At 72.2% G+C, this 23,349-nt stretch carries 19 protein-coding genes and 1 riboswitch; of the genes, 6 read left to right on the forward strand and 13 right to left on the reverse strand.

Annotated features, from left to right (window positions below):
* Window positions 1-45: 45 nt before the first annotated feature.
* On the forward strand, window positions 46-483 hold the full coding sequence (locus tag ACZ3OF_RS27365) for a GlcG/HbpS family heme-binding protein (RefSeq protein ID WP_361680424.1): 438 nt from the start codon (window positions 46-48) through the stop codon (window positions 481-483).
* A 79-nt stretch (window positions 484-562) separates the two neighbouring features.
* On the opposite strand, the gene ACZ3OF_RS27370 is transcribed toward ACZ3OF_RS27365, so the two are convergent.
* From ACZ3OF_RS27370 to ACZ3OF_RS27390, 5 genes are all read right to left on the reverse strand, one after another.
* Window positions 563-1,003, reverse strand: a complete 441-nt coding sequence (locus ACZ3OF_RS27370) for a hypothetical protein (protein WP_361680421.1) — start codon at window positions 1,001-1,003, stop codon at window positions 563-565.
* A gap of 256 nt (window positions 1,004-1,259) precedes the next feature.
* Window positions 1,260-1,907, reverse strand: a complete 648-nt coding sequence (locus ACZ3OF_RS27375) for a thymidine kinase (protein ID WP_361680418.1) — start codon at window positions 1,905-1,907, stop codon at window positions 1,260-1,262.
* A gap of 54 nt (window positions 1,908-1,961) precedes the next feature.
* On the reverse strand, window positions 1,962-3,167 hold the full coding sequence (locus ACZ3OF_RS27380; RefSeq protein ID WP_361680415.1) for an alkaline phosphatase family protein: 1,206 nt from the start codon (window positions 3,165-3,167) through the stop codon (window positions 1,962-1,964).
* A complete protein-coding gene (locus ACZ3OF_RS27385; RefSeq protein WP_361441761.1) occupies window positions 3,167-3,751 on the reverse strand; it encodes a DUF5998 family protein in 585 nt (194 codons plus the stop codon). Before ACZ3OF_RS27385 ends, ACZ3OF_RS27380 begins: the two co-directional genes overlap by 1 nt.
* A gap of 87 nt (window positions 3,752-3,838) precedes the next feature.
* Window positions 3,839-6,868, reverse strand: a complete 3,030-nt coding sequence (locus ACZ3OF_RS27390) for a bifunctional acetate--CoA ligase family protein/GNAT family N-acetyltransferase (RefSeq protein ID WP_361680412.1) — start codon at window positions 6,866-6,868, stop codon at window positions 3,839-3,841.
* A gap of 176 nt (window positions 6,869-7,044) precedes the next feature.
* Between ACZ3OF_RS27390 and ACZ3OF_RS27395 the strand changes: the two genes are divergently transcribed.
* Window positions 7,045-7,326 (forward strand): HPr family phosphocarrier protein, encoded by a 282-nt coding sequence (locus ACZ3OF_RS27395; RefSeq protein ID WP_048477591.1) that lies wholly within the window; start codon window positions 7,045-7,047, stop codon window positions 7,324-7,326.
* Between the two features lie 217 nt (window positions 7,327-7,543).
* On the opposite strand, the gene ACZ3OF_RS27400 is transcribed toward ACZ3OF_RS27395, so the two are convergent.
* The 4 genes from ACZ3OF_RS27400 to ACZ3OF_RS27415 form a co-directional block, all read right to left on the reverse strand.
* Window positions 7,544-8,227, reverse strand: a complete 684-nt coding sequence (locus ACZ3OF_RS27400; RefSeq protein ID WP_467307368.1) for a GntR family transcriptional regulator — start codon at window positions 8,225-8,227, stop codon at window positions 7,544-7,546.
* Window positions 8,228-8,396: 169 nt separating this feature from the next.
* Complete coding sequence (locus ACZ3OF_RS27405; RefSeq protein ID WP_361680406.1) at window positions 8,397-9,182, reverse strand: M23 family metallopeptidase; 786 nt, start codon at window positions 9,180-9,182, stop codon at window positions 8,397-8,399.
* Between the two features lie 13 nt (window positions 9,183-9,195).
* A riboswitch (cyclic di-AMP (ydaO/yuaA leader) is annotated at window positions 9,196-9,361 on the reverse strand.
* A gap of 212 nt (window positions 9,362-9,573) precedes the next feature.
* Window positions 9,574-10,941, reverse strand: a complete 1,368-nt coding sequence (locus ACZ3OF_RS27410; RefSeq protein ID WP_467307370.1) for a M16 family metallopeptidase — start codon at window positions 10,939-10,941, stop codon at window positions 9,574-9,576.
* A 26-nt stretch (window positions 10,942-10,967) separates the two neighbouring features.
* Entirely contained in the window at window positions 10,968-12,329 is a 1,362-nt protein-coding gene (locus ACZ3OF_RS27415; RefSeq protein ID WP_467307373.1) for a M16 family metallopeptidase, read from the reverse strand.
* Window positions 12,330-12,689: 360 nt separating this feature from the next.
* Between ACZ3OF_RS27415 and ACZ3OF_RS27420 the strand changes: the two genes are divergently transcribed.
* Window positions 12,690-15,146 carry a DNA gyrase/topoisomerase IV subunit A gene (locus ACZ3OF_RS27420; protein WP_361680400.1) on the forward strand — a complete coding sequence of 819 codons (2,457 nt, stop codon included), beginning with the start codon at window positions 12,690-12,692 and terminating at the stop codon, window positions 15,144-15,146.
* Between the two features lie 110 nt (window positions 15,147-15,256).
* On the opposite strand, the gene ACZ3OF_RS27425 is transcribed toward ACZ3OF_RS27420, so the two are convergent.
* Window positions 15,257-15,934: a TetR/AcrR family transcriptional regulator C-terminal domain-containing protein gene (locus ACZ3OF_RS27425; protein ID WP_361680397.1), complete on the reverse strand. Its 678-nt coding sequence runs from the start codon at window positions 15,932-15,934 to the stop codon at window positions 15,257-15,259.
* Window positions 15,935-16,027: 93 nt separating this feature from the next.
* On the opposite strand from ACZ3OF_RS27425, the gene ACZ3OF_RS27430 reads away from it, so the two are divergent.
* Complete coding sequence (locus ACZ3OF_RS27430; protein WP_467307376.1) at window positions 16,028-17,473, forward strand: FAD-dependent monooxygenase; 1,446 nt, start codon at window positions 16,028-16,030, stop codon at window positions 17,471-17,473.
* Here ACZ3OF_RS27430 and ACZ3OF_RS27435 read toward each other — a convergent pair.
* Window positions 17,449-18,537, reverse strand: a complete 1,089-nt coding sequence (locus tag ACZ3OF_RS27435; protein ID WP_361680394.1) for a CobW family GTP-binding protein — start codon at window positions 18,535-18,537, stop codon at window positions 17,449-17,451. The genes ACZ3OF_RS27430 and ACZ3OF_RS27435 overlap by 25 nt on opposite strands.
* 176 nt (window positions 18,538-18,713) lie before the next feature.
* Here ACZ3OF_RS27435 and ACZ3OF_RS27440 point away from each other — a divergent pair, with 176 nt between their 5' ends.
* Window positions 18,714-20,465, forward strand: coding sequence for a sensor histidine kinase (locus ACZ3OF_RS27440; protein ID WP_467307379.1), 1,752 nt, complete (start codon window positions 18,714-18,716; stop codon window positions 20,463-20,465).
* Window positions 20,462-21,145 (forward strand): response regulator, encoded by a 684-nt coding sequence (locus ACZ3OF_RS27445; protein WP_361680388.1) that lies wholly within the window; start codon window positions 20,462-20,464, stop codon window positions 21,143-21,145. The genes ACZ3OF_RS27440 and ACZ3OF_RS27445 overlap by 4 nt, the downstream gene beginning before the upstream one ends.
* A gap of 42 nt (window positions 21,146-21,187) precedes the next feature.
* On the opposite strand, the gene ACZ3OF_RS27450 is transcribed toward ACZ3OF_RS27445, so the two are convergent.
* Together ACZ3OF_RS27450 and ACZ3OF_RS27455 are read right to left on the reverse strand one after the other, a co-directional pair.
* Window positions 21,188-22,786 carry a solute symporter family protein gene (locus ACZ3OF_RS27450; RefSeq protein WP_361680385.1) on the reverse strand — a complete coding sequence of 533 codons (1,599 nt, stop codon included), beginning with the start codon at window positions 22,784-22,786 and terminating at the stop codon, window positions 21,188-21,190.
* Window positions 22,783-23,298, reverse strand: coding sequence for a DUF485 domain-containing protein (locus ACZ3OF_RS27455; RefSeq protein ID WP_361680382.1), 516 nt, complete (start codon window positions 23,296-23,298; stop codon window positions 22,783-22,785). The genes ACZ3OF_RS27450 and ACZ3OF_RS27455 overlap by 4 nt, the downstream gene beginning before the upstream one ends.
* Between the last annotated feature and the right edge of the window lie 51 nt (window positions 23,299-23,349).

Below are 23,349 nucleotides of genomic sequence, written 5' to 3' on the forward strand. Positions count from 1 at the left end.
CCCGTACCCCGAAGATCCCTCCCCCTGATGAAGGAAGACACCACCGTGAGCACCACCACCGCCGCCGTCACCCCGCTGAGCACGCAGGACGCCGAGATCCTGCTCACCGCGGCCCGCAGCGCCGCCGAGGCCGCCGGAGTCACCGTCAGCGTCACCGTCCTGGACGCGGGCGGCCACCTGCTCGCCTTCCGCCGCGACGACCGCGCCGTCCTGATCTCCGGCGAGACCAGCACCCGCAAGGCCTACACGGCCCTCCAGCTGAACGCCCCGACCGTCGACCTCGTCGACCTGGTCAAGCCCGACGGCCCGTTCCACAGCCTCACCACGGCCCTGGACCGTCCGCTGCTCTTCATCGCCGGCGGACTGCCGGTCCACCGCGAGGGCCGGCTCATCGGAGCCATCGGCGTCGGCGGCGGCGCACCTGCCCAGGACCACGACTTCGCCACGACGGCCGTCGAGACCCTCGCCGCCGGGGCGCGCTGACGCCGACGGGAACGCCGCTCACGAGGTCAGGCGCCTGCCGTGGTACCGACAGCGCCCGGGCTCGTGGGCGCGGCTGTGCTCACCAGTACGTCGGCTCCTCGTCCCAGTGCTCGGATTCCGGGAGCCTCTCGCCGTAGACGTCGAGGATGTTCAGGCGGATCAACACGATCTGCTCGTCGACGGCCTTCTGGTAGATGTCGGCACGCGTCTTGTCCCACCGCCCGGGACTCCCGATGAGGCCGCTGGCGAGGAGCTCCTGCCCGAGCTCGTCGCCGGGCTCCCGCGACGGACCGGATATCTCGACCCTGCCTTCGGCGGCCGTCCAGTACCAGTACAGATGGTGCATCGCGACGATCCGCACCCAGGGGTCGCCCCGAAGCTTCCGCACGAAGTCGCCGTCCACGGCTCCGGCCAGCCGTGCGATGCCGGCTTCCGCGTCCAGGGTGTACGCGTGCTTCGGCCCGGAGAGGCCGCCGTATCGGTACCGGGGCATCCGGCCGGCTTCGGGCCATGCCGTCACACGGCCCTCACTGACGCGCCCGTGGAGCATCGCGTCATACTCGCTGTTCCCGAAATATCGGAAGGCCTCCTGGGCGGACAACGGCCCACCGTTCGGAAACCCTTCCGGGGCCCTGCCCTCGTACAGCACCGTCTCCCCCTTCGCCCGGTTCCCTCCCCATCGTATGTGGGGAGGGTGTTCGGGCACCGACGTCGACCGAGGCCCCCCGGGGGGTGTCCGGCACGTCGAACGGGCCGCCCTGGACGCGGTGGACAGGTCAGCCCGGCGTGACGGGCAGGACGTCCGGAGACAGCGCGGCCGCTCGCGCGGTGGCGCTCGTCATCCTCTTACGGTGATGGCGCCGGCACAGCACCTCGTAGCCGATCTCGTCGCCCACGTTCACGTCTCCCACCACGACCTGCGCACCCTCGACGACCATCGCGCCGCCGACGGTGCGCGCGTTGTGGGTGGCCCGGGCCCCGCACCAGCAGAGCGCCTCGACCTGGAGCACCTCGACCCGGTCGGCGAGCTCCACGAGCCGCTGCGACCCGGGGAAGAGCTTCGAGCGGAAGTCGGTGGTGATGCCGAAGGCGAAGACGTCGAGTTCGAGATCGTCCACGACCCGGGCGAGCTGGTCGATCTGCTCGGGCGACAGGAACTGCGCCTCGTCCGCGATGACGTAGTCGCAGCGGCCGCCCTTGGAGAGATGGGCGACGAGGTACGCGTAGAAGTCGAAGCCCTCGGCCGCCTCCACCGCGTCCGTGACCAGACCGAGGCGCGAGGAGAGCTTGCCCTCCCCCGCACGGTCGTCCCGCGTGAAGATCATGCCCTGGAGTCCGCGGGTGGAGCGGTTGTGCTCGATCTGAAGAGCGAGGGTGCTCTTTCCGCAGTCCATCGTTCCGGAGAAGAACACCAGCTCGGGCATGGGAAGTCGGGGACCTTTCAGGTCGGGGTGGGTGACGGGCGTACGGGTACGGGGTCAGGAACGGACTTCGATGAGCGGCACCAGCTGCTCCGCCGGCGTCATCGAACCGTGCACACCGACCATCGCCGACTCGTGGGGCTCGTTGACCGAGGCGGTGATGATGACATCGTCATGGGCCGCGGCGACGACGTCACCGATCCTGCCGTACACGCGCTCGTCGACCCTGTCGCCGAACCAGCCGAGCGCGAGGGCCTCGTCACGGCTCGCCACCCAGAACTGCTCGCCGAGCACCTCCCGCCAGCACGTCAGCACGTCGGCCTCCGCGCCCGGCACCGCGTAGACATGGCGGGCACGCCCCTCGCCGCCGAGCAGGGCGACCCCGGCGCGCAGCTCCCAGTCCTCGTCGAAGTCGATCCGGTGCTGGTCGTCGAAGGGGATGTCCACCATGCCGTGGTCGGCCGTGACGTACAGGGCCGAGCGGGGCGGCAGCTGCTCGGCGAGGCGCTGCACGAGCCGGTCGACGAACATCAGCTGGCCGCGCCAGGCGTCGGAGTCGATGCCGAAGCGGTGTCCCGCCCCGTCGAGCTCGCTGTAGTACGTGTAGACCAACGAGCGGTCGCCGGCGGCGAGCTGCTCGGCGGCGAAGTCCATCCGCTCCTCGCCGGAGAGCCGGCCGTGGAACGTTCCGCCGCTCAGCGCGATCTTGGTGAGCGGGGTGTCCTGGAAGATCGGCGAGGAGACCTGGGCGGTGTGGATGCCCGCCTCGTGGGCCAGCCGGAAGACGGTGGGGTACGGCTGCCAGACCCGCGGCGAGGTCCACGGCTTCCAGCGGAGCTGGTTCATCAGCTCCCCCGTGTCGGGGTTGCGGACGGTGTAGCCGGGCAGACCGTGCACACCGGGGACCAGGCCGGTGCCCACCGAGGCGAGCGAGGTCGCGGTGGTGGCGGGGAAGCCGGCGGTGATCGGACGGCCCGTGCCGCCGCGCGAGGTGGCGAGGAGCGAGGTGAGGTACGGGGCCTCGTCCGGGTGGGCCTTGATCTGCTCCCAGCCGAGTCCGTCGATCAGGAAGACGCAGTTCCGGTCGGCGGGGTCCAGCTCGGCGATCCGGGCCTCGAAACCGGGCGCGCCCTGGGCGGCGACGAGCGTCGGGAGGACGTCGGCCAGCGAGCCCGTGCCGTACTCCGGCACGGGCGCCGTGGCGAGGTCGAGGGGGACGGGGTCGTCCGGCCAGCCGGAGGTGACGGCGGTGGGCTGGACCATCAGCGGGTCGCCGCGGTGGCTTCGGAGAGCGACTGGGCGAAGGCGAGGGTCTGGCGCACGGTGTCCGGGCCGTCTCCGGCGTCGCTGACACGCAGGCTGAGGTCGTCGGCGGTGGCGTTGCCGGTGTAGCCGTGATCGGCGTCGCAGTTGGGGTCGCCGCAGGCGGCGGGCTCCAGGTCGATCCGCGAGACGGCGCCCCAGCCGATGGTGAGGACGACCTCACGGGGCAGGGTGCCGGGGGTGTACGACTCAGGGTTGGCGACGACGCGGCTGACGACGACGGACGAGATCCGGTCGAGCTTGACCGACTCGGTGGACGTCGTGGCGTACGGCGTCGGGGAGCTGTTGTCGGCGGCCTGCTCGTCGGTGTGGCTGACGATGAAGCGGTTGGCGGTCAGGACGAGGACCGTGACGTGGCGACGGACCTCGTTGGAGTCGAAGGTGGTCTCCTGGTGCACCAGGTACGACGCGATCGGCTCGCCACCGACAGCGGCCTCCACCGCCTCGGCCACGAGGGCCGGGTAGTAGCCGCTGCGCTCGATCGCCGCGCGCAGCCCCTGGGTCGTCGTACCGGTCTTCGCCATGGACTCCATCCTAATCCGTCGGAAGGGGCGCTCCGGGACGCTTCGGAGCCGGGTTGGAGCCGGATCCCGGCCGGGCTCGTGCCAGGTTCAGTAGCTCGGAAGGCTGCGGGGACCGAGGTCCGTACGGGGCGGGGGCGGGGCCAGGCGGACCGTCGCGCCGAGCACGGAGAGGCCGTGCGGGGCGACGACCGCGGGCTCCAGGGTGATCGCGACCACCTCGGGATGGTCGTCGACGAGCCGGGAGACGCGCAGCAGCAGTTCCTCCAGGGCGGGTGTGTCGACGGGGGCGGAGCCGCGCCAGCCGAAGAGGAGCGGGGCGGTACGGATGGAGCGGACGAGGTCGGCGGCGTCGCGGTCGGTGGCCGGGACGAGGCGGTGGGACATGTCGCCGAGCAGCTCGGAGGCGGCTCCGGCGAGCCCGAAGGAGAGCACGGCACCGACGGCCGGGTCGATGGCCGAGCGGACGACGGTGTCGACGCCGCGGGGCACCATCGCCTGGACGACCGGCTGGAGCTCGGCGGGCTTGCCGAGCGCCTCGGTCAGTTCGGCGTACGCGGTACGGAGTTGTTCCTCGCCCGCGAGGTCGAGCCGCACGCCCCCGAGGTCGGGGCGGTGGCGCAGGTGGGGGGCGGTCGTCTTGAGGGCGACGGGGTACCCGAGCCGGGCGGCGGCGAGGACGGCGTCGTCGGGGGTGGGGGCGGGGAGGGTGGGCCGCACGTCGATCCCGTACCGCCCGAGCAGCTCGCGCGCCGCGTCGGCGTCGAGGGTGGCGCCCCGGGCGTCCACGTCCTCCCCGAGCACCCGCTCGATCTGCGCGGCGGCCCCGCCCTCGTCGATGTCCTCGAACTCGGGCACCCGCCCGGGCTCGGCGGCCTGCCGCCGCCATTGCCCGTACCGCACGGCCTCGGCCAACGCCCTGACGGCCCGCTCGGCGGCGGGATAGGCGGGGATGCCCCCGCTCGGCGGCCCGCCCGCGGGTCTTACCGGTGCGGGCGTCGCGTCGGCGGGGGCCGCTCCGGCGGCGCCCGGTCGTGCCGGCGCGGACGAGCCGCCCGCCGGTCCGTGGCCGGGGATCGCGGCCCCGGTCGCGCCACGGACCGCTCGGTCACCCGCCGGAGACGCTGAGGCCGCCCGGCCCGGGGGCGCGCCCATCGGGGCGCCCGGGCCCGTGGGCTCGGCAGGCTGGGCGGACCCGAGCGGACGGCGCGCGGGCGGGCGGGTGCTCGTCGCCGCCGAGAGCGCTTCCGCCAGGCCGCCCATTTCCACGTGGACCACGACCACCGGCTTCGCCGGAGGCGGGGCGGAGGCGACCGCCTCGCGGAGGTACGCCGCGAGGACCTCGCCGTCGCCGGACTCGACCGCACCGTTCTCGCCGACCCACGGGATCGCGGTCACGACGACGGCGTCGCACGCGTCGTCCGCGAGCGCCGCCGTCAGCGCGGCGCGGAAGTCCGCGGGGCTCGCGCCCGTCGTCAGGTCCAGCGGGCGGTGCGGGCGGAGCCCCTCCGTCAGACAGGCGTCGTACGTGAGCAGTCCGAGCGACTCGGAGTTGCCGAGGATCGCCACGCGCGGCCCGGCGGGCAGCGGCTGGCCCGCCAGGAGCAGCCCCGCGTCGACGAGTTCGGTCACCGTGTCGACGCGAATGACTCCGGCCTGCCTGAGCAGCGCGGAGACCGTGGCGTGCGGGATCCGGGTGACCGGCACCCGGTGTCCCGGCGGCGCGCTCCCGCTGTGCCGCGCGCCCTTGACCACCACGACGGGCTTGACCGCCGCCGTGCGCCGGGCCAGCCGGGTGAACTTCCGCGGGTTCCCGATGGACTCCAGGTACAGCAGGACGACGTCCGTCTCCGGGTCGTCGTACCAGTGCTGGAGGAAGTCGTTGCCGGAGACGTCCGCCCGGTTGCCGGCCGAGATGAAGGAGGAGATGCCCGCGCCGTGCCGGTGCAGTCCGGCGAGGAGCGCGATGCCGATCGCGCCGGACTGGGTGAAGAGCCCGATCCGTCCGGCGGCCGGCGTCTGCGGGGCGAGCGAGGCGTTCAGCCGGACGCCGGCCGAGGTGTTGATGATCCCGAACGCGTTGGGCCCGATGATCCGCATCCCGTACGAGCGGGCCTGCCGCACCAGCTCCCGCTGCCGGTCCCGGCCCTCCGCCGTCCCCGTCTCGGCGTACCCCGCGGAGAGGACGACGAGCCCCCGCACCCCGTGCTCCCCGCAGTCGGCGACGGCCTCCGGCACGCGCTCGGCGGGCACGGCCACGATCGCGAGGTCCACCGGCTCTGCGATGGCCGCGACGGAGCGGAAGGCCGGCACTCCGTCGAGCGTGCCGGTGTCGTCGGGGAGCGCGCGGTTCACGGCGTACGTACGACCGCCGAACCCGCCGTCCAGGAGGTTGCGCAGGACCGTCCGGCCCACCCCGCCCGGTGTCCGTCCGGCGCCGACGACGGCGACGGAGCCGGGGGTGAGGAGCCGCTGCACGGAACGGGCCTCGGCCCGCTGCTCCCGCGCGCGCTGCACGGCGAGCGAGCGGTCGGTGGGTTCCAGGTCGAGATGGAGCCGTACCGAACCGTCCTCGAAGCTGCGCTTCTGGGTGTACCCGGCATCGGTGAAGACCTTGATCATCTTGGTGTTCGCGGGCAGCACCTCCGCCGCGAACCGGCGGATGTCCCGCTCGCGCGCCACCGCCCCGATGTGTTCGAGCAGGGCGGATGCCACGCCCCGCCCCTGGTGGGCGTCCTGGACCAGGAAGGCGACCTCGGCCTCGTCGGCCGGCGCGGAGGCGGGCATGCCGCGGTCGTCGATCCGGTCGTACCGCACGGTGGCGATGAACTCCCCGCCGACCGTCGCGGCGAGTCCCACCCGGTCGACGAAGTCGTGGTGGGTGAAGCGGTGCACGTCCTTGGCGGAGAGCCTCGGGTACGGCGCGAAGAAGCGGTAGTACTTCGACTCGTCGGAGACCTGTTCGTAGAAGCTGACCAGCCGTTCGGCGTCGTCGGCGGTGATGGGCCTGATGCGCGCGGTGCCGCCGTCACGGAGGACCACGTCCGCTTCCCAGTGGTCGGGGTAGGCGTGCTCCGGCTGTTCCGCCTGCCGACCCGGCTGTTCCGACGCGCTCTGCATGGGGCAAGCGTACGGCCGGGGTCCGACACGGGCACCGGTCGCGCGGCACCTGCGCGCCATGCAAGGTAAGGAGGACCGATCGGCCTTCCCGCGGGGGCCGAAGGTCGGCCACGAGCACCCCGCGGCCCGTGAGAGACTGGTCTAGACAACCCGCTTGAGACTTGAAGGGCAACACCATGGCTGAGCGCCGCGTCAACGTCGGCTGGGCCGAGGGCCTGCACGCCCGCCCCGCCTCCATCTTCGTCCGTGCCACCACGGCCTCCGGCGTCCCCGTGACGATCGCCAAGGCCGATGGCAACCCGGTGAACGCCGCGTCGATGCTCGCGGTGCTCGGCCTGGGCGCGCAGGGCGGCGAGGAGATCGTTCTCGCTTCGGACGCCGAGGGCGCCGAGGCCGCGCTCGACCGCCTGGCGAAGCTGGTTGCCGAGGGGCTCGAGGAGCTTCCCGAGACCGTCTGACCTGATCTCCGAAAAAGCCGCGCACGCCGGAACACCGGCGGCGCGGCTTTTTCGTCCCCCCGATTCCGCGGGCACATTCAGTGCGACGTATTGCGGTCAGCGCATTGCGTGCGACGCATGGCGGACAGCGCATTGCGCACAGCATATTTCCGGGCGCCATTCCATGCACGACGGAGCGGGCCCGCGAAATTCCCACCCTTTGTATACGGACCGCTCGTTAATTCCGGACGCTCGCGGTGTTGACGACATGTTGCGAAACCCTCACACGCCCGCCCTCCGGGCGCTTCAGCCGGTACAGCGCCAACGACCGTTCGGCGTGCGACGCGGTCAGCGCACGGGCCCGTTCGGCGTCGCCCCGCGCCACCGCGTCCACGATCGCCCCGTGCTCGGCCCATGCCTCGACCGGCTGGGCGGGGATCTCGACCGCGTACATCCAGGCGATCTTGTGCCGTAGCTGGGTGAGCAGGGCGCTGAGCGCCGGGCTGCCCGAGGCCTGGGCCAGCGTCTCGTGGAACCAGCCGCCGAGCGGGCGCAGGTCCTCCGCCTGCCCCCGCCGGGCCCGCTCCTGCCCCAGCCTGACCAGCCCCCGCAGCACCTTGAGGTGTGCCTCCGTGCGGCGCTGCGCGGCGCGCGCGGCGCCGAGCGGTTCGAGCAGGGACCGGACGTCCAGCAGGTCGGCCGCCTCCTGCTCGGTGGGCTCGGCGACATGGGCGCCCGCGTGCCGGCGGGTGATCACGAAGCCCTCGGACTCCAGGGTGCGCAGCGCCTCGCGGACGGGGACGCGGGAGACTCCGTAACGGCGGGCCAGCTGCTCCTCGGTCAGCCGGCTGCCGCGCTCGAAGACCCCGAGGACGATGTCGTCCCGGATCGCCGTGCATACAGAGTGCGCGGGAATGCGCATGTTCGACCTCCGCCTTAATCCGCGCGAAACCGGTTCTCCGGCGACTCTATTGCAGCAGGGCAATGTTTCCGATGGCTCCCCAGGAACCATGGATATGTTTTTGGTCAGCGAAAAGCCCCGGCTCAGTACGAGCCGGGGCTTTTCTGACGTGCTGGGAAGACCTGAACGGTCAGACGTTCACACCGCGGGCGCGGAGGTACGCGATCGGGTTGATGTCCGAGCCGTACTCGGCGGTGGTGCGGGCCTCGAAGTGGAGGTGCGGGCCGGTGGAGTTGCCGGTCGAGCCCGAGAGGCCTATCTGCTGGCCCGGGGTGACGGACTGGCCGACCCCGACACTGATGGCCGAGAGGTGACCGTACTGGGTGTACGTGCCGTCGTTCATCCGGATGACGACGTTGTTGCCGTACGCGCCGCCCCAGCCGGCCTCGACGACGGTGCCGGAGCCCACGGAGACGACCTTGCTGCCGGAGGCGGCGTGGAAGTCGATGCCGGAGTGGCTGCCGGAGGACCAGAGCGAGCCGCCGGTCTTGTAGCCGGTGCTGACGTACGAGCCGGCCACGGGGAGTTGGAAGGAGTTCAGGCGCTTGCGCTCGGCCTCACGGGCGGCGCGCTCCTTGGCCTCGCGGATCTCCTTGGCGCGGGCCTCGGCCTTGCGCTTCGCCTCGGCCTTGGCACGGGCCTCCGCCTTGCGCTTCGCCTCGGCCTCGGCGGCCTCGCGCTCCTGCGCGGCGGCCTGGGCGTCGATGGTGTCGGCGAGGGAGTCGGCGGCGACGATCTGGGTCAGCCCGGTGTCCTCGACGGAGGGGGCCGCGTCCGTGTCGACGGCGAGTGCCGGGGAGGCGAGGGTTCCGATGACGCCGGTGGTGGCGAGGGTCGCCATGCCGGCGATGCCCGCGCTGCGACGCGCCAGACGGCTCGGACCACGATGCTTCCCGGTGGCACGGGTGAACGCCATGTAGGGGCTGTTCCTTTCCTTCCTTCTCGCCTACCGGGTTAGCTGACGGGTTCGGAGCAGGAAGGTCTCCTACGGGCCCCTCCGCACGGGTGCGAAGGCGTCCGATTCACCCCAGGGACTTCGTGTGGGTCCCCGGCTCCCCAGGCTCGCGCCTGACGGGGACTCGGCGATGACTGTCCGATGCCGCGGGTGCGGCGGGTGCAACTGGCGAACAGCCGGACTGACGCTAAGCGGACCATCTTTCAATCACCAAACAGACACGCCTGTTTGTAAGACATGCCACAGGCCATACACCCATCCTCTGCGGCAATACGGACAAAGAGGAGGACCCCGACGTACCGTGACGTCGGGGTCCTCCGGTGCCGTCGGCCGCGACGGCGGTCCGGCTCAATCAGCCGGTGACGACGGTCACTTCGCCGATGCCGAGGGCGCGCACCGGCGCCTCGATCTCCGACGCGTCACCCACGAGCACGGTGACGAGACGGTCCACGGGGAAGGCGTTGACGACCGCGGCCGTCGCCTCCACCGTGCCGGTCTCGGCGAGGCGCGCGTACAACTGCGCCTGGAAATCGTCCGGAAGGTGCTGCTCGACCTGATCGGCGAGGGTCCCGGCGACGGAGGCGGCGGTCTCGTACTTGAGCGGTGCCACGCCCACCAGGTTCTGCACGGCGACGTCGCGCTCGGCGTCCGTCAGACCCTCGGCGGCGAGGGTGCGCAGCACCTTCCACAGGTCGTCAAGTGCCGGGCCGGTGTTGGGGGTGTCGACGGAGCCGCTGATGGCGAGCATCGAGGCGCCGTTGCCCTTGCCGTCGGAGCGCAGCACCTGGCCGAAGGCGCGGACACCGTAGGTGTAGCCCTTCTCCTCGCGCAGGACGCGGTCCAGGCGGGAGGTGAGCGTGCCGCCGAGGCAGTACGTGCCGAGGACCTGGGCCGGCCAGACTCGGTCGTGCCGGTCCGCGCCGACCCGGCCGATCAGCAGCTGGGTCTGGACGGCACCCGGGCGGTCGACGATGACCACACGGCCGGTGTCGTCGGCCGTGATCGGCGGGACCGGGCGGGACTCGGCGGAGTTCCCCGTCCAGGCGCCCAGCGTCTCGGCGAGCACCTTGTCCAGGTCGACGTCGGTCAGGTCGCCGACGACGACGGCCGTGGCCGTGGAGGGCCGGATGTGCGCCTCGAAGAAGGCGCGGACGGCGCCGGCGTCGATCGCCTCCACCGTCTCCTCGGTGCCCTGGCGCGGCCGGGACATGCGCGCGCCGGCCGGGAACAGCTCCTTGGAGAGCTGCTTGGCCGCCCGGCGGGCCGGGTTGGCCGTCTCGTGCGGGATCTCGTCGAGCCGGTTGCGCACCAGGCGCTCGACCTCGGTCTCGAGGAACGCGGGCGCGATCAGGGCCTCGGAGAGCAGCCCGAGCGCCTTGGGCAGCCGCGAGACGGGGACCTCCAGGGAGACCCGTACACCCGGGTGGTCGGCGTGCGCGTCGAGCGTGGCGCCGCAGCGCTCCAGCTCGGCCGCGAACTCCTCGGCGCTGTGCTGGTCCGTGCCCTCGGAGAGCGCGCGGGCCATGATCGTGGCGACCCCGTCGAGACCCGCGGGCTCGGCCTCCAGAGGGGCGTCGAGGAAGATCTCGACGGCGACGACCTGCTGGCCGGGGCGGTGGCAGCGCAGCACGGTCAGGCCGTTGTCCAGCGCTCCGCGGTCCGGGGCCGGGAAGGCCCACGGCCTGGCGGTGCCCGGCTCCGGCTGCGGGTGGAACGTCATGCTCGTCAAAGACGCGGCAGCGTCGGTCACTGGTCCGCTCCCTCTTCCTCGTCGCTGTCGCTCTGCTCGGCGTCGTTCTGTTCGGTGCCGATCGGCTCGTAGACCAGCACCGCGCGGTTGTCCGGACGCAGCTGGGCCTCGGCGACGGCCCGCACCTCCTCGGCGGTGACGTCCAGGACCCGGTTGACAGCGGTCAGGGCGAGCTGCGGGTCGCCGAACAGGACCGCGTAGCGGCACAGTTCGTCGGCGCGGCCCGCGACCGTGCCGAGCCGGTCCAGCCACTCCCGCTCCAACTGGGCCTGGGCGCGCTCCATCTCCTCGGGCGTCGGGCCCTCGGAGGCGAACCGGGCCAGCTCCTCGTCGACGGCGGCCTCGATCTCGGGCACCTCGACCCCGCCGGACGTCTTGACGTCCAGCCAGCCGAGCGAGGGCGCGCCGGCCAGGCGGAGCAGGCCGAAGCCGGCGGCCACGGCCGTACGGTCGCGGCGGACCAGACGGTTGTGAAGCCGGGAGGACTCGCCGCCGCCGAGGACGGTCAGGGCGAGGTCGGCGGCGTCGCACTCGCGCGTGCCGTCGTGCGGGAGACGGTAGGCGGCCATCAGCGCGCGGGCCGGGACCTCCTCCTCGACGACCTCGCGCAGCTGCTCGCCGATGGTGGCGGGGAGCGTGCCGTCGCGCGGCGGCAGCTTGCCGTCGTGGGACGGGATGGAGCCGAAGTACTTCTCGATCCAGGCCAGGGTCTGCGCCGGGTCGATGTCGCCGACGACCGAGAGCACCGCGTTGTTCGGCGCGTAGTACGTGCGGAAGAAGGCCCGCGCGTCCTCCAGCGTCGCCGCGTCCAGGTCGGCCATGGAGCCGATCGGCGTGTGGTGGTAGGGGTGGCCCTCGGGGTAGGCCAGTGCGGTCAGCTTCTCGAAGGCCGTGCCGTAGGGCACGTTGTCGTACCGCTGTCGGCGCTCGTTCTTGACGACGTCGCGCTGGTTCTCCATGGACTCGTCGTCCAGGGCGGCGAGCAGCGAGCCCATGCGGTCGGCCTCCAGCCAGAGCGCGAGCTCCAGCTGGTGGGTGGGCATGGTCTCGAAGTAGTTGGTGCGCTCGAAGCTCGTCGTGCCGTTGAGCGAACCGCCCGCGCCCTGCACCAGCTCGAAGTGGCCGTTGCCGTGGACCTGCTTCGAGCCCTGGAACATCAGGTGCTCGAAGAGGTGGGCGAGGCCGGTGCGACCCGCGACCTCGTGACGGGAACCGACGTCGTACCAGAGGCACACCGCGGCGACCGGGGTCAGGTGGTCCTCGGAGAGCACCACGCGCAGGCCGTTGGCCAGCCGGTGCTCGGTCGCTGTCAGGCCGCCGGAGCCGGCCTCTGCCGTGGCCGTGTGACCCATGGGCATGTACGTCCCTTCGATCGCGATGTGGAAAGTCCTGCCACCCTATGCAAGCGCACCGGCACCTGGCGAAGTTCCCGCAGGTTCCCGGCGTCCCTCTTCCGGGTCGCGCGGATGTCGCGTACGGCTGACGGACGGTCCGGCCTACAGCTGACGTACGGCTCACGGACGGGTCCGGCGTACAGCTGACGTACGGCTCACGGACGGCCGGAAGGACGGCTGGGGGACGGGCGTCGTACGGCCTCCGCACGGCTCGCGGACGGTCCTCGGCGGGCCTGGACCCGGGTCGCGGTCGGCGTTGTCGGTGGGACGGTCCACAATGGTCCGCGTCAGATCAACCTTGTTGGTGAAGGAGCCGCAGCCGCGATGGCCCGCCGCAGCACGAAGACACCGCCGCCGGACGACGCGTTCGAGGAGAGGATCCTCGACATCGACGTCGTCGACGAGATGCAGGGCTCCTTCCTCGAGTACGCGTACTCGGTGATCTACTCCCGCGCGCTGCCGGACGCCCGCGACGGCATGAAGCCCGTCCAGCGCCGCATCGTCTACCAGATGAACGAGATGGGCCTGCGCCCCGACCGCGGCTATGTGAAGTGCGCCCGCGTCGTCGGCGAGGTCATGGGCAAGCTGCACCCGCACGGCGACGCGTCGATCTACGACGCGATGGTGCGCATGGCCCAGCCGTTCTCCATGCGCCTCCCGCTGGTCGACGGCCACGGCAACTTCGGCTCCCTGGGCAACGACGACCCGCCGGCCGCCATGCGGTACACCGAGTCCAAGATGGCCGCCGCGGCGCTGATGATGACGGAGTCGATCGACGAGGACACGGTCGACTTCTCGCCGAACTACGACGGCCAGGAGCGGGAGCCGGTCGCGCTGCCCGCCGCGTATCCGAACCTGCTGGTCAACGGCGCCTCCGGCATCGCGGTCGGTATGGCGACCAACATGCCTCCGCACAACCTGGGCGAGGTCATCGCCGCCGCCCGGCACCTGATCCGGCACCCGAACGCGGACCTGGAAGCGCTGATGCGCTTCGTGCCCGGCCCCGACCTGCCCACCGGCGGCCGGATCGTCGGCCTGTCCGGCATCAAGGACGCGTACGAGAACGGCCGCGGAACGTTCAAGATCCGCGCCACGGCGACGGTGGAGAACGTGACGGCCCGCCGCAAGGGCATCGTCGTCACCGAGCTGCCCTTCACGGTCGGCCCCGAGAAGGTCATCTCCAAGATCAAGGACCTGGTCGGCTCCAAGAAGCTGCAGGGCATCGCGGACGTCAAGGACCTCACCGACCGCAACCACGGTCTGCGCCTGGTCATCGAGGTCAAGAACGGCTTCGTGCCGGAGGCGGTCCTGGAGCAGCTCTACAAGCTGACGCCGATGGAGGAGTCCTTCGGCATCAACAACGTGGCGCTGGTCGACGGCCAGCCGCTCACGCTGGGCCTCAAGGAGCTCCTGGAGGTCTATCTCGACCACCGCTTCGACGTGGTGCGCCGGCGCTCCGAGTTCCGCCGCGGCAAGAAGCGCGACCGGCTGCACCTGGTCGAGGGCCTGCTCGTCGCCCTGCTCGACATCGACGAGGTCATCCGCCTCATCCGCTCCAGCGAGAACTCGGCGCAGGCCAAGGAGCGCCTCATCGAGCGCTTCTCGCTGAGTGAGGTGCAGACGCAGTACATCCTCGACACCCCGCTGCGCCGGCTCACCAAGTTCGACCGGATCGAGCTGGAGACCGAGCGCGACCGGCTCAACGGCGAGATCGACGAGCTGACCGGGATCCTGGACTCCGACAGCGAGCTGCGCAAGCTGGTCTCGGGTGAACTGGCCGCGGTGGCGAAGAAGTTCGGCACCGACCGGCGTACGGTCCTGCTGGAGTCGGCGGGCGCGCCGATCGCCGCCACCTCCCTGGAGGTCGCGGACGACCCCTGCCGGGTCCTGCTGTCCTCGACGGGCCTGCTGGCCCGTACGGCGACGGAGGAGATCCCGGCCGCCGCGGAAGGCAAGCGCTCCAAGCACGATGTGATCGTCTCCGTGGTTCCGGCGACGCAGCGCGGCGACATCGGCGCGGTGACCTCCGCCGGACGTCTGCTGCGGATCGCGGTGATCGATCTGCCGCAGCTGCCGAACACCGCCTCCGCGCCGAACCTGGCGGGCGGGGCGCCGCTGGCGGAGTTCCTCACCCTGGAGGACGACGAGACGGTCGTCTGCCTGACCACACTCGACGAGGCCTCGCCGGGACTGGCGATCGGCACGCTCCAGGGTGTGGTGAAGCGCGTCGTGCCCGACTATCCGGCGAACAAGGACGAGCTGGAGGTCATCACCCTCAAGGAGGGTGACCGGATCGTCGGCGCGACCGAGCTGCGCACGGGCGAGGAGGACCTGGTCTTCATCACCTCCGACGCCCAGCTGCTGCGCTACCAGGCCTCGCAGGTACGGCCCCAGGGCCGCCCGGCGGGCGGCATGGCGGGCATCAAGCTCACCGAGGGCGCCGAGGTGATCTCGTTCACGGCGGTGGATCCGGCGGCGGGCGCAGTGGTGTTCACGGTCGCCGGCTCCACGGGCACGCTGGACGACTCGGCCGCCACGTCGGCGAAGCTGACGCCGTTCGACCAGTACCCCCGCAAGGGGCGTGCGACCGGTGGCGTGCGCTGCCAGCGGTTCCTGAAGGGCGAGGACGTGCTGATCCTGGCCTGGGCGGGCGCCACCCCGGCGCACGCCGCACAGGAGAACGGCACGCCGGTGGATCTGCCCGAGATCGACCCGCGCCGTGACGGCTCGGGCACCCCGCTGCCGAAGCCGGTCGATGTCGTGGCGGGTGCCCTCCGCTAGCGCTCGCACCCCGTCGAAACGCCCCCTGCCCCGCGCCGTGCGCGCGGGGCAGGGGGCGTTCGCCGTCATGAGGCGGGTGGGGCAGGTGGCGCCGAGGGCCGGGGCCGGTGTCAAGCCGGGTCGCGGGGCGGGGCCGTGGGCGCGTAGGTCGCCTCGATCCCGGCGACGATCAGGCGCAGCCCGTCCTCGAAGCCGGTGTCGTAGTCGGTGAAGAGCTCCGGCCCGGCCGCCGCCGAGAGGGGATAGTCGGCCAGCCGCTCGGCCCGCCGCTCGACGTCGAAGCCCTCGCGGGGCTGCCCCGGCACCGGCTCGGTGCCCTGCTCCTCCGTCACGAAGCCCAGCGTGAACATGTACGCCGTGGTGCTGGCCCGTACCGCCTGGGGCAGCGAGAAGCCGGCTTCGACGAGCGAGCCGAGCTGGAGCTCCATGTCCGCGGCGAAGTCGGTCCCGGTGAAACGGGCGCCGCTGTAGACCTTGGCGCCGTCGCGGTAGCGCAGCAGTCCGGCGCGCAGGCCCCGGTTGACCGCGAGGATCCGCTCCTGCCAGCTCAGGTCACCGGCCGGCCGCGCCACGGGGTCGGCGACCATCTGCCGGTACATCACCGTCGCCATCTCGTCGAGCAGCGCCTGCTTGTTCTTGAAGTGCCAGTAGAGCGCGGGCGCCTGCACGTTCAGCTCCTGGGCGATCGCGCGCAGCGTGAGTCCTTCGAGGCCCCGCTCGTTCAGCAGGCTCAGGGCGGCCTCCGCCACCTGCGCGGGGTCCAGCCGAGTCGTCTTCTTCGTCGCCACCCCGTCACGGTATCCCCTTGACAACTTAACGCCGTTAAGGCGATGCTCCCGGGCATGGAACTTAACAGCGTTAAGGGCGCCGGAGGCAGTGGCATGCAGAGCGACACGAGCACGGAGACGGACGTCGTCGTCGCCGGAGCGGGCCCCACCGGACTGGTGCTCGCCATCGACCTGGCCCGCCGGGGTGTACGCACCCTGCTGGTCGAGAAGGCCGACCGGCTCTTCCCCGGCTCGCGCGGCAAGGGCATCCAGCCGCGCAGCCAGGAGGTGTTCGACGATCTCGGCGTGCTGCCCGGCATCCTGGACGCGGCGTCCCTCTACCCGCGGATGCTCGCCTGGGAGGGCGCGGAGCGTCAGCACGAGTGGGACATGATGAAGCGCTCCGAGCCGACCGAGCAGGTCCCGTACGCGAACGCGCTGCTCATCCCGCAGTCCCGCACCCAGGAGCTGCTGTACGAGCGCCTGGTGGAACTCGGGGGCGGCGTCCGGTTCGGCACGGCACTCACCGGCTTCCGCCAGTCCGCGGACGGGGTCGAGGCGGAGCTCTCCACCGGCGGGACGGTGCGGGCGTCCTATCTCGTGGCGGCCGACGGCGGACGGTCGACCGTCCGCAAGTCACTCGGCATCGGCATGACGGGCGAGACCGTCGACCCCCGGCCGATGCTCGTCGGTGACGTGCGCCTCTCCCCCGAGGCGCTCGTCGACCGGGCCAACTGGCACATCTGGCCGAAGGCGCCCGGCGGCGGCGTGGCGCTGTGCCCGCTGCCAGGAGCCGACCACTTCCAGCTGATCGTCGCCTTCGAGGACGAGCCGGCCGCCGTCGACACCTCGGCGGAGGCGGTGCGCGGACTCGTCGCCGAGCGCACGCCGCTAGCCGCAGCGGACGTCGTCGAGGTGCTGTGGGCCTCCGACTTCCGGGCCCGCGCGGCGATGGCGGACCGGTTCCGCGACGGCCGGGTCTTCCTGGCGGGTGACGCGGCGCACGTGCACTCCCCCGCGGGCGGTCAGGGCCTCAACACCAGTGTCCAGGACGCGTACAACCTCGGCTGGAAGCTCGGTCAGGTGCTGCGCCACGGCGCCCCCGCCGCGCTGCTCGACTCGTACGAGGCCGAGCGGCTGCCCGTCGCCGCCGGCGTCCTCGGCATCAGCAGCCGTATCCACCGGGCCTCCGCCGAGGGCGAGAGCAGCCAGCGCGGCGAGGAGGTCCAGCAGCTCGGGCTGGGGTACCGGGACTCGCCCCTCGCCGTCGAGACCCGGACCGGGATCGCCGAGGACGCGCTGCGCGCGGGCGACCGCGCCCCGGACGGTCCGTACGGCGGGGAGCGCCTCTTCGACCTCTTCCGCGGGCCGCACTTCACGCTGCTCGCCGTCGGCACGGAGCCCCCGGCCCTCGGGACGGGAACGGTGCGCACGGCCCGCCTCGCCGCGTACGAGCCGTACGGCACGGGCCTCTTCCTCGTCCGGCCCGACGGGTACGTGGGATGGGCGGGTGAGAGCGCGGACGGTCTCGCGGACTACCTCTCCGCCGTCGGCGCCTGACCGGCCGACCAGACCCCCGCGTCCGGCTCCGGCTCCGGCTCCGGCTGGGGTACGTAGCGCAGCACGCCCCACATGCTGTGCTCGTCGGGGGCGTCCCGCGGGCCGTTCAGCTCGCACTCCGCGAGCCCCTTGCGCAGAGCCGGCGCGTCGATGCCGGAGCCGATGAGCACCAGCTGGGTGAGCTTCTCCTCGCCGGCGGGCCAGGGCTCGGGAAAGAACCGCAGGAAGCGGCCGACCGCGTGGACGACGTACCGGTTGTCCCGGTCTGCCGCGCCGAGATCGACGAAGCCCTTGATGCGGTAGAGCCCCTGCGGGCGGGAGTCGAGGAAGGCCATCAGGCGCCGCGGGTGCAGGGCGGTACCGGTCGAGAACGAGAGGGACTCGTAGTGCGCGTGCGGATGCTCCGTCTCGGGGTCCCCGTAGAGCAGGTCCTCGATGGACATCTGCCCTTCGATCTCGTCCTCGGGCACGACCCGGTCGAAGAGGACCTCGGGGTCGACGCGCCCGTACGAGGCGCGGATCACCGCGGCCCGTCCGGCCAGCGCGGTGACCCTCTCGTGCACGGCGTCGAGCTCCCCCTCCGCCACCCGGTCCGCCTTGTTCACCACGACCAGATCGGCGAGGGCCAGATGACGGTCGGTCTCCGGATGCCGCTCCCGGATCGCGGAGAACTCGGCGGCGTCGACGACCTGCACGAGCCCGCCGTACACGGTCCGCTCGTTGTCGCTGGCGAGCACCATCCGGACGAGTTCCTGCGGCTCGGCGAGACCGCTGGCCTCGATGACGATCACGTCGAGGCGCATCTCGGGCCGGGTGAGGACCTCGAGATACTCGTCCAGCTCGCTCACGTCGACGGCGCAGCACAGGCATCCGTTGCCGAGCGAGACGGTGGAACCGACCTGTCCGGCGACGGTCATCGCGTCGATCCCGATGTCCCCGAAGTCGTTGACCATGACACCGATCCGGGTGCCCCGGGCACTGCGCAGCAGATGGTTGAGCAGCGTGGTCTTCCCCGACCCGAGGAACCCGGAGAGGACGACGACGGGAATCTGCTGCCTGACCACGAAAACCCTCCGACCCACGACCACAAAGCCCCCAGAATAGACACGAGCCCCGCGGCCCCGGCCACCCGCGGCGCCCGGCGGCGCGCCACCGTCCGCGGGGGGCCCGCACCTCTGCCCTCCTGGTCGCACGGGTGGTCGTTTCCGGTCCCCGCCCCCCTCCCCGTACCGTTCCTGCCATGAGCCCCGCACCGACCACCCCCGCGCGACCCACCCCGCGCCGTCGGCGGTTCGGCTGGCCGCGGCGGGTCTTCGCGCAGGTCCTCCTCATGCAGCTGGCCATCGCCACCGGCGTCACGGTGCTGGCCACCGGACTCTTCCTCGCGCCGCTCAGCGACCAGCTCGACGACCAGGCCATGCGGCGCGCCCTGGCCATCGCCGAGACCACCGCCTCCCCCGAGGTCGCCGCCGCGCTGCGTGACTCCGAGCCCTCCGCCGGTGGCCCCGTGCAGGTCGAGGCCGAGCGGATCCGGCGGTCCACCGGCGCCGAGTACGTCGTCGTCATGGACACACGAGGCGTGCGCTGGTCCCATACCGACCCCGCGCAGATCGGCAGGATCGTCTCCACCGACCCCAGCGCCGCCCTCTCCGGGCAGGAGGTCATGGAGATCGACAACGGCACGCTCGGCCGCTCGGCGCGGGGGAAGGCCCCGCTGCGCGACGCGGACGGAACCATCGTCGGCGCGGTGTCCGTCGGCATCGAGTACGACAGCGTCCACGACCGGCTCCTCGGGGCGATCCCCGGACTGCTCGCGTACGCCGGCGGGGCCCTGGCGGCCGGCGCGCTCGCCGCGTACCTGATCTCCCGCAGGCTGCAGCGGCAGACGCACGACCTGGCGTTCTCGGACATCTCCGCACTCCTCGCCGAACGCGAGGCCATGCTCCACGGCATCCGCGAGGGCGTCGTCGCCCTCGACCGCGCCGGCCGCATCCGGCTCATGAACGACGAGGCCCAGCGGCTGCTCGGCATCGGACCGGAGGCAACCGGGAGCCCGCTGGAGGAGGCGCTCGGCTCCGGACGTACGGCCGATGTGCTGGCCGGCCGAGTCACCGGCGACGACCTGGTGACCGTCCGGGGCCACCGGGTACTGATCGCCAACCGGATGCCGACGGACGACGGCGGCGCCGTCGCCACCCTGCGCGACCGCACCGAGCTGGAGCGGCTCGGCCGCGAGCTCGACTCCACCCGCGGGCTGATCGACGCCCTCCGCGCCCAGGACCATGAGCACGCCAACCGGCTGCACACCCTCCTGGGCCTGCTGGAGCTGGAGATGCACGACGAGGCGGTGGAGTTCGTCACCGAGGTCGTGGGCGTGCACCGCGCCACCGCCGAGCAGGTCACCGAGAAGATCCACGATCCGCTGCTCGCCGCGCTCCTGGTCGGCAAGGCCACGGTCGCCGCCGAGCGGGGCGTGTCGCTGCGGATCTCGGCCGACTCGCTGCTCCCCGACCGGCTGGTCGACCCGCGCGAGCTGGTCACGGTCGTCGGCAACCTCGTCGACAACGCCCTGGACGCCGCCGCGGGCACCGTCGAGGCGCGCGTCGAGATCGCCCTGCGGGCCGAGGGCCGTACCGCCGTCCTGCGGGTCTCCGACAGCGGGCCCGGCGTCCCCGACGACCGGCGCGAACTCATCTTCACCGAGGGATGGACCACCAAGGAACTGCCCTCCCACGGCAAGCGGGGCCTGGGTCTCGCTCTCGTACGCCGGCTCGCCGAACGTCGGGGCGGCAGCGCCCGGGTCGCCACGGGACAGGACGGTGGCGCCGAGTTCACCGTCGTCCTCCCCGAAGCACTGGACGAGCCGGAGCCGTCGGCGGAACCGGACGAGCGGCCAAGCACCGGGCCGTCCGCGACCGCCACGTCGGCGATCGGCTCGTCGTCTGCCGGGGCCTCCGCGCCCGGGACGTCCGCGCTCGGGGGGCCACGGTGATCGACGTCCTGGTCGTCGACGACGACCGCCGCGTCGCGCGGATCAACGCGGCCTACGTGACGAAGGTGCCCGGCTTCCAGGTCGTCGCCACCGCCCACTCGACGGCCGAGGCGCTCGCCCGGCTGGCCGAGGTCCCCGTCGACCTGATCCTGCTCGACCACTATCTGCCGGACGAGAACGGACTCGCGGTCGTACGGGAACTGCGCCGGCTGGGCCACCAGACCGATGTGATCATGGTGACCGCGGCGCGAGACGTGGCGACCGTGCAGGCGGCGATGCGCCACGGAGCGCTGCAGTACCTGGTCAAACCCTTCGCCTTCGCCGGGCTCCGCGCCAAGCTGGAGGCGTATGCCGCGCTGCGCCACACCCTGGACGGCGGCGGCGAAGCGGAACAGGCGGAGGTCGACCGCATCTTCGGCGCACTCTCCGCGAGCGCGGTGGAGCCCGACCTTCCCAAGGGCCACTCCCCCACCACCGCGGAGCTGGTGCGGCAGGTGCTCCTCGCCGCCGACGGAGCCCTGTCCGCGCAGGAGATCGCCGAGCGGTCGGGGGTCAGCCGGCAGACCGCCCAGCGCTACCTCAAGCTGCTCGAACGGGCCGGCCGCGTACGGCTGTCGCTGAAGTACGGCGAGACGGGCCGCCCCGAACACCGCTACGTCTGGGCGAAGTCCACGGGCTGAGCCCTCGTACCGGCCGGGCCCCGGAGCGTGCGTCCCGCTCGCTCACACCGCTCCGGCGCCGGTCAACGCCCTGACCTCCGTCTCCGCGTGCTTGGCCGCGTCGGGCGGCTCGGAGGACGTGACGGTCCCGATCCATCCGGCCAGGAAGCCGAGGGGGATGGAGACCACCCCGGGGTTCTGGAGCGGGAAGACATGGAAGTCGACCCCCGGGAACAGCGCGTCGGGGCTGCCGGAGACGACCGGCGAGAGCACGACGAGCAGCACCGCCGGCACCAGGCCCCCGTACACCGACCACACGGCGCCGCGCGTGGTGAAGTTCCGCCAGAACAGCGAGTACAGCAGTACGGGCAGGTTGGCCGAGGCGGCGACCGCGAAGGCGAGACCGACCAGGAACGCCACGTTGAGGTCGCGGGCGAGCAGGCCGAGCCCGATCGCGGCGACGCCGATCCCGGCCGCGGCGATCCGCGCCACGGTCACCTCGCTGTACGGCTTCGCGCGCGTGCCCCGGCGGCGCAATGAGGCGTACAGGTCGTGGGCGACGGAGGCGGAGGAGGCGAGGGTGATGCCGGCGACGACCGCCAGGATGGTCGCGAAGGCGACGGCGGCGACGATCGCGAAGAGCACCGTGCCTCCCGTGGAGCCCGCTCCCCCGCCGAGATCGAGGGCGAGCAGCGGTACGGCGGTGTTCCCCGCCGCGTTGGAGGCACGCACGGCGTCGGGGCCGATGATCGCGGCGGCGCCGAAGCCGAGGACGATCGTCATCAGGTAGAAGCCGCCGATGAGCCCGATGGCCCAGACGACGGAACGGCGGGCGGCTCGTGCGGTCGGCACGGTGTAGAACCGGGACAGGATGTGCGGCAGGCCGGCGGTGCCGAGGACGAGTGCGATGCCGAGGCTGATGAAGTCGAGCCGTGAGGTCCACTCCCCGCCGTAGCGCAGGCCGGGGGCGAGGAAGTCCCGTCCGTGTCCGCTGCGTTCCGCGGCCGTGGCGAGCAGCTGGTTGAAGTCCCCGTGGAAGCGGAGCAGGACGAGCACGGTGAGGGTGATCGTGCCGGCCATCAGCAGCACGGCCTTCACGATCTGGATCCAGGTGGTGGCCCGCATCCCGCCGAACGACACATAGATCACCATCAGGGCGCCGACGCCGATCACGGTCCATGAGCGGGCGGCTTCGCTGGTGCCCCCGAGGAGCAGGGCGACCAGACTGCCGGCCCCGACCATCTGGGCCACCAGATAGAGCACGGAGACCGTGACGGAGGACGTTCCGGCGGCGATCCGGACGGGGCGCTCGGCCATCCGGGCCGCCACCACGTCGGCGAGGGTGAACCGTCCGCAGTTGCGGACCAGTTCGGCGACCAGGAGCAGGACGACCAACCAGGCGACGAGGAAGCCGACGGAGTACAGCATCCCGTCGTAGCCGAAGAGGGCGATCAGTCCGGAGATGCCGAGGAAGGAGGCGGCGGACATGTAGTCACCGGCGATGGCGAAACCGTTCTCCAGAGGGGAGAAGAGCCTCCCGCCGGCATAGAACTCCTCCGCCGAACCATGCCGGTTGCGGCTCACCCAGGTGGTGATCCCGAGCGTCACCACGATGAACGCGCTGAACAGCAGCAGCGCGAGTGTCTGATGGTCGTCGGTCACCTTCGGCCTCCCCGCGTGATCTCCTGCGCCCGTGTCTCGTCGAACACCGTCCAGCGCAGCTCCAGGGCGGCGCGGTCCCGCCGCAGCCGCGCGTTGCGGGCGTAGGCCCAGGTCAGCAGGAAGGTGGTGAGGAACTGGCCGAGCCCGGCGAGCATCGCCACGTTCACCATCCCGAAGACGGGCCGGGCCATCAGCCCGGGCGCCGCCGTCGCCGCCACCACATAGGCGAGGTACCAGACGAGGAAGGCGAGGACGGCCGGGATCACGAACCGCCGGTAGCGGCTGCGTACTTCCTGGAAGGCGGCGCTGCGCTGGACCTCCAGGTAGATGTCGGCGGCCCCGTGGCCGCCCGGCTGCTGCCGCGGTACGGCCCCGGTCGCCGCCGCGCCGTGGTCGGCCTCGGCGGCGGGCGTCCCCACGTCGGCCGACTCGCCCCAGCCGGAGGCGAGTGCGTCGTACCAGGGGTCGTCGATCCGCACCGCGGGGGCGCCCGGCTCTTCGTCCTTCTCCACCGGTGAACTCTCCTTGTCAGCGAACCGTTTCGGCCGCGTGCCCAAGGATGG

The sequence above is a fragment of the Streptomyces sp. NPDC022552 genome (assembly GCF_055561875.1).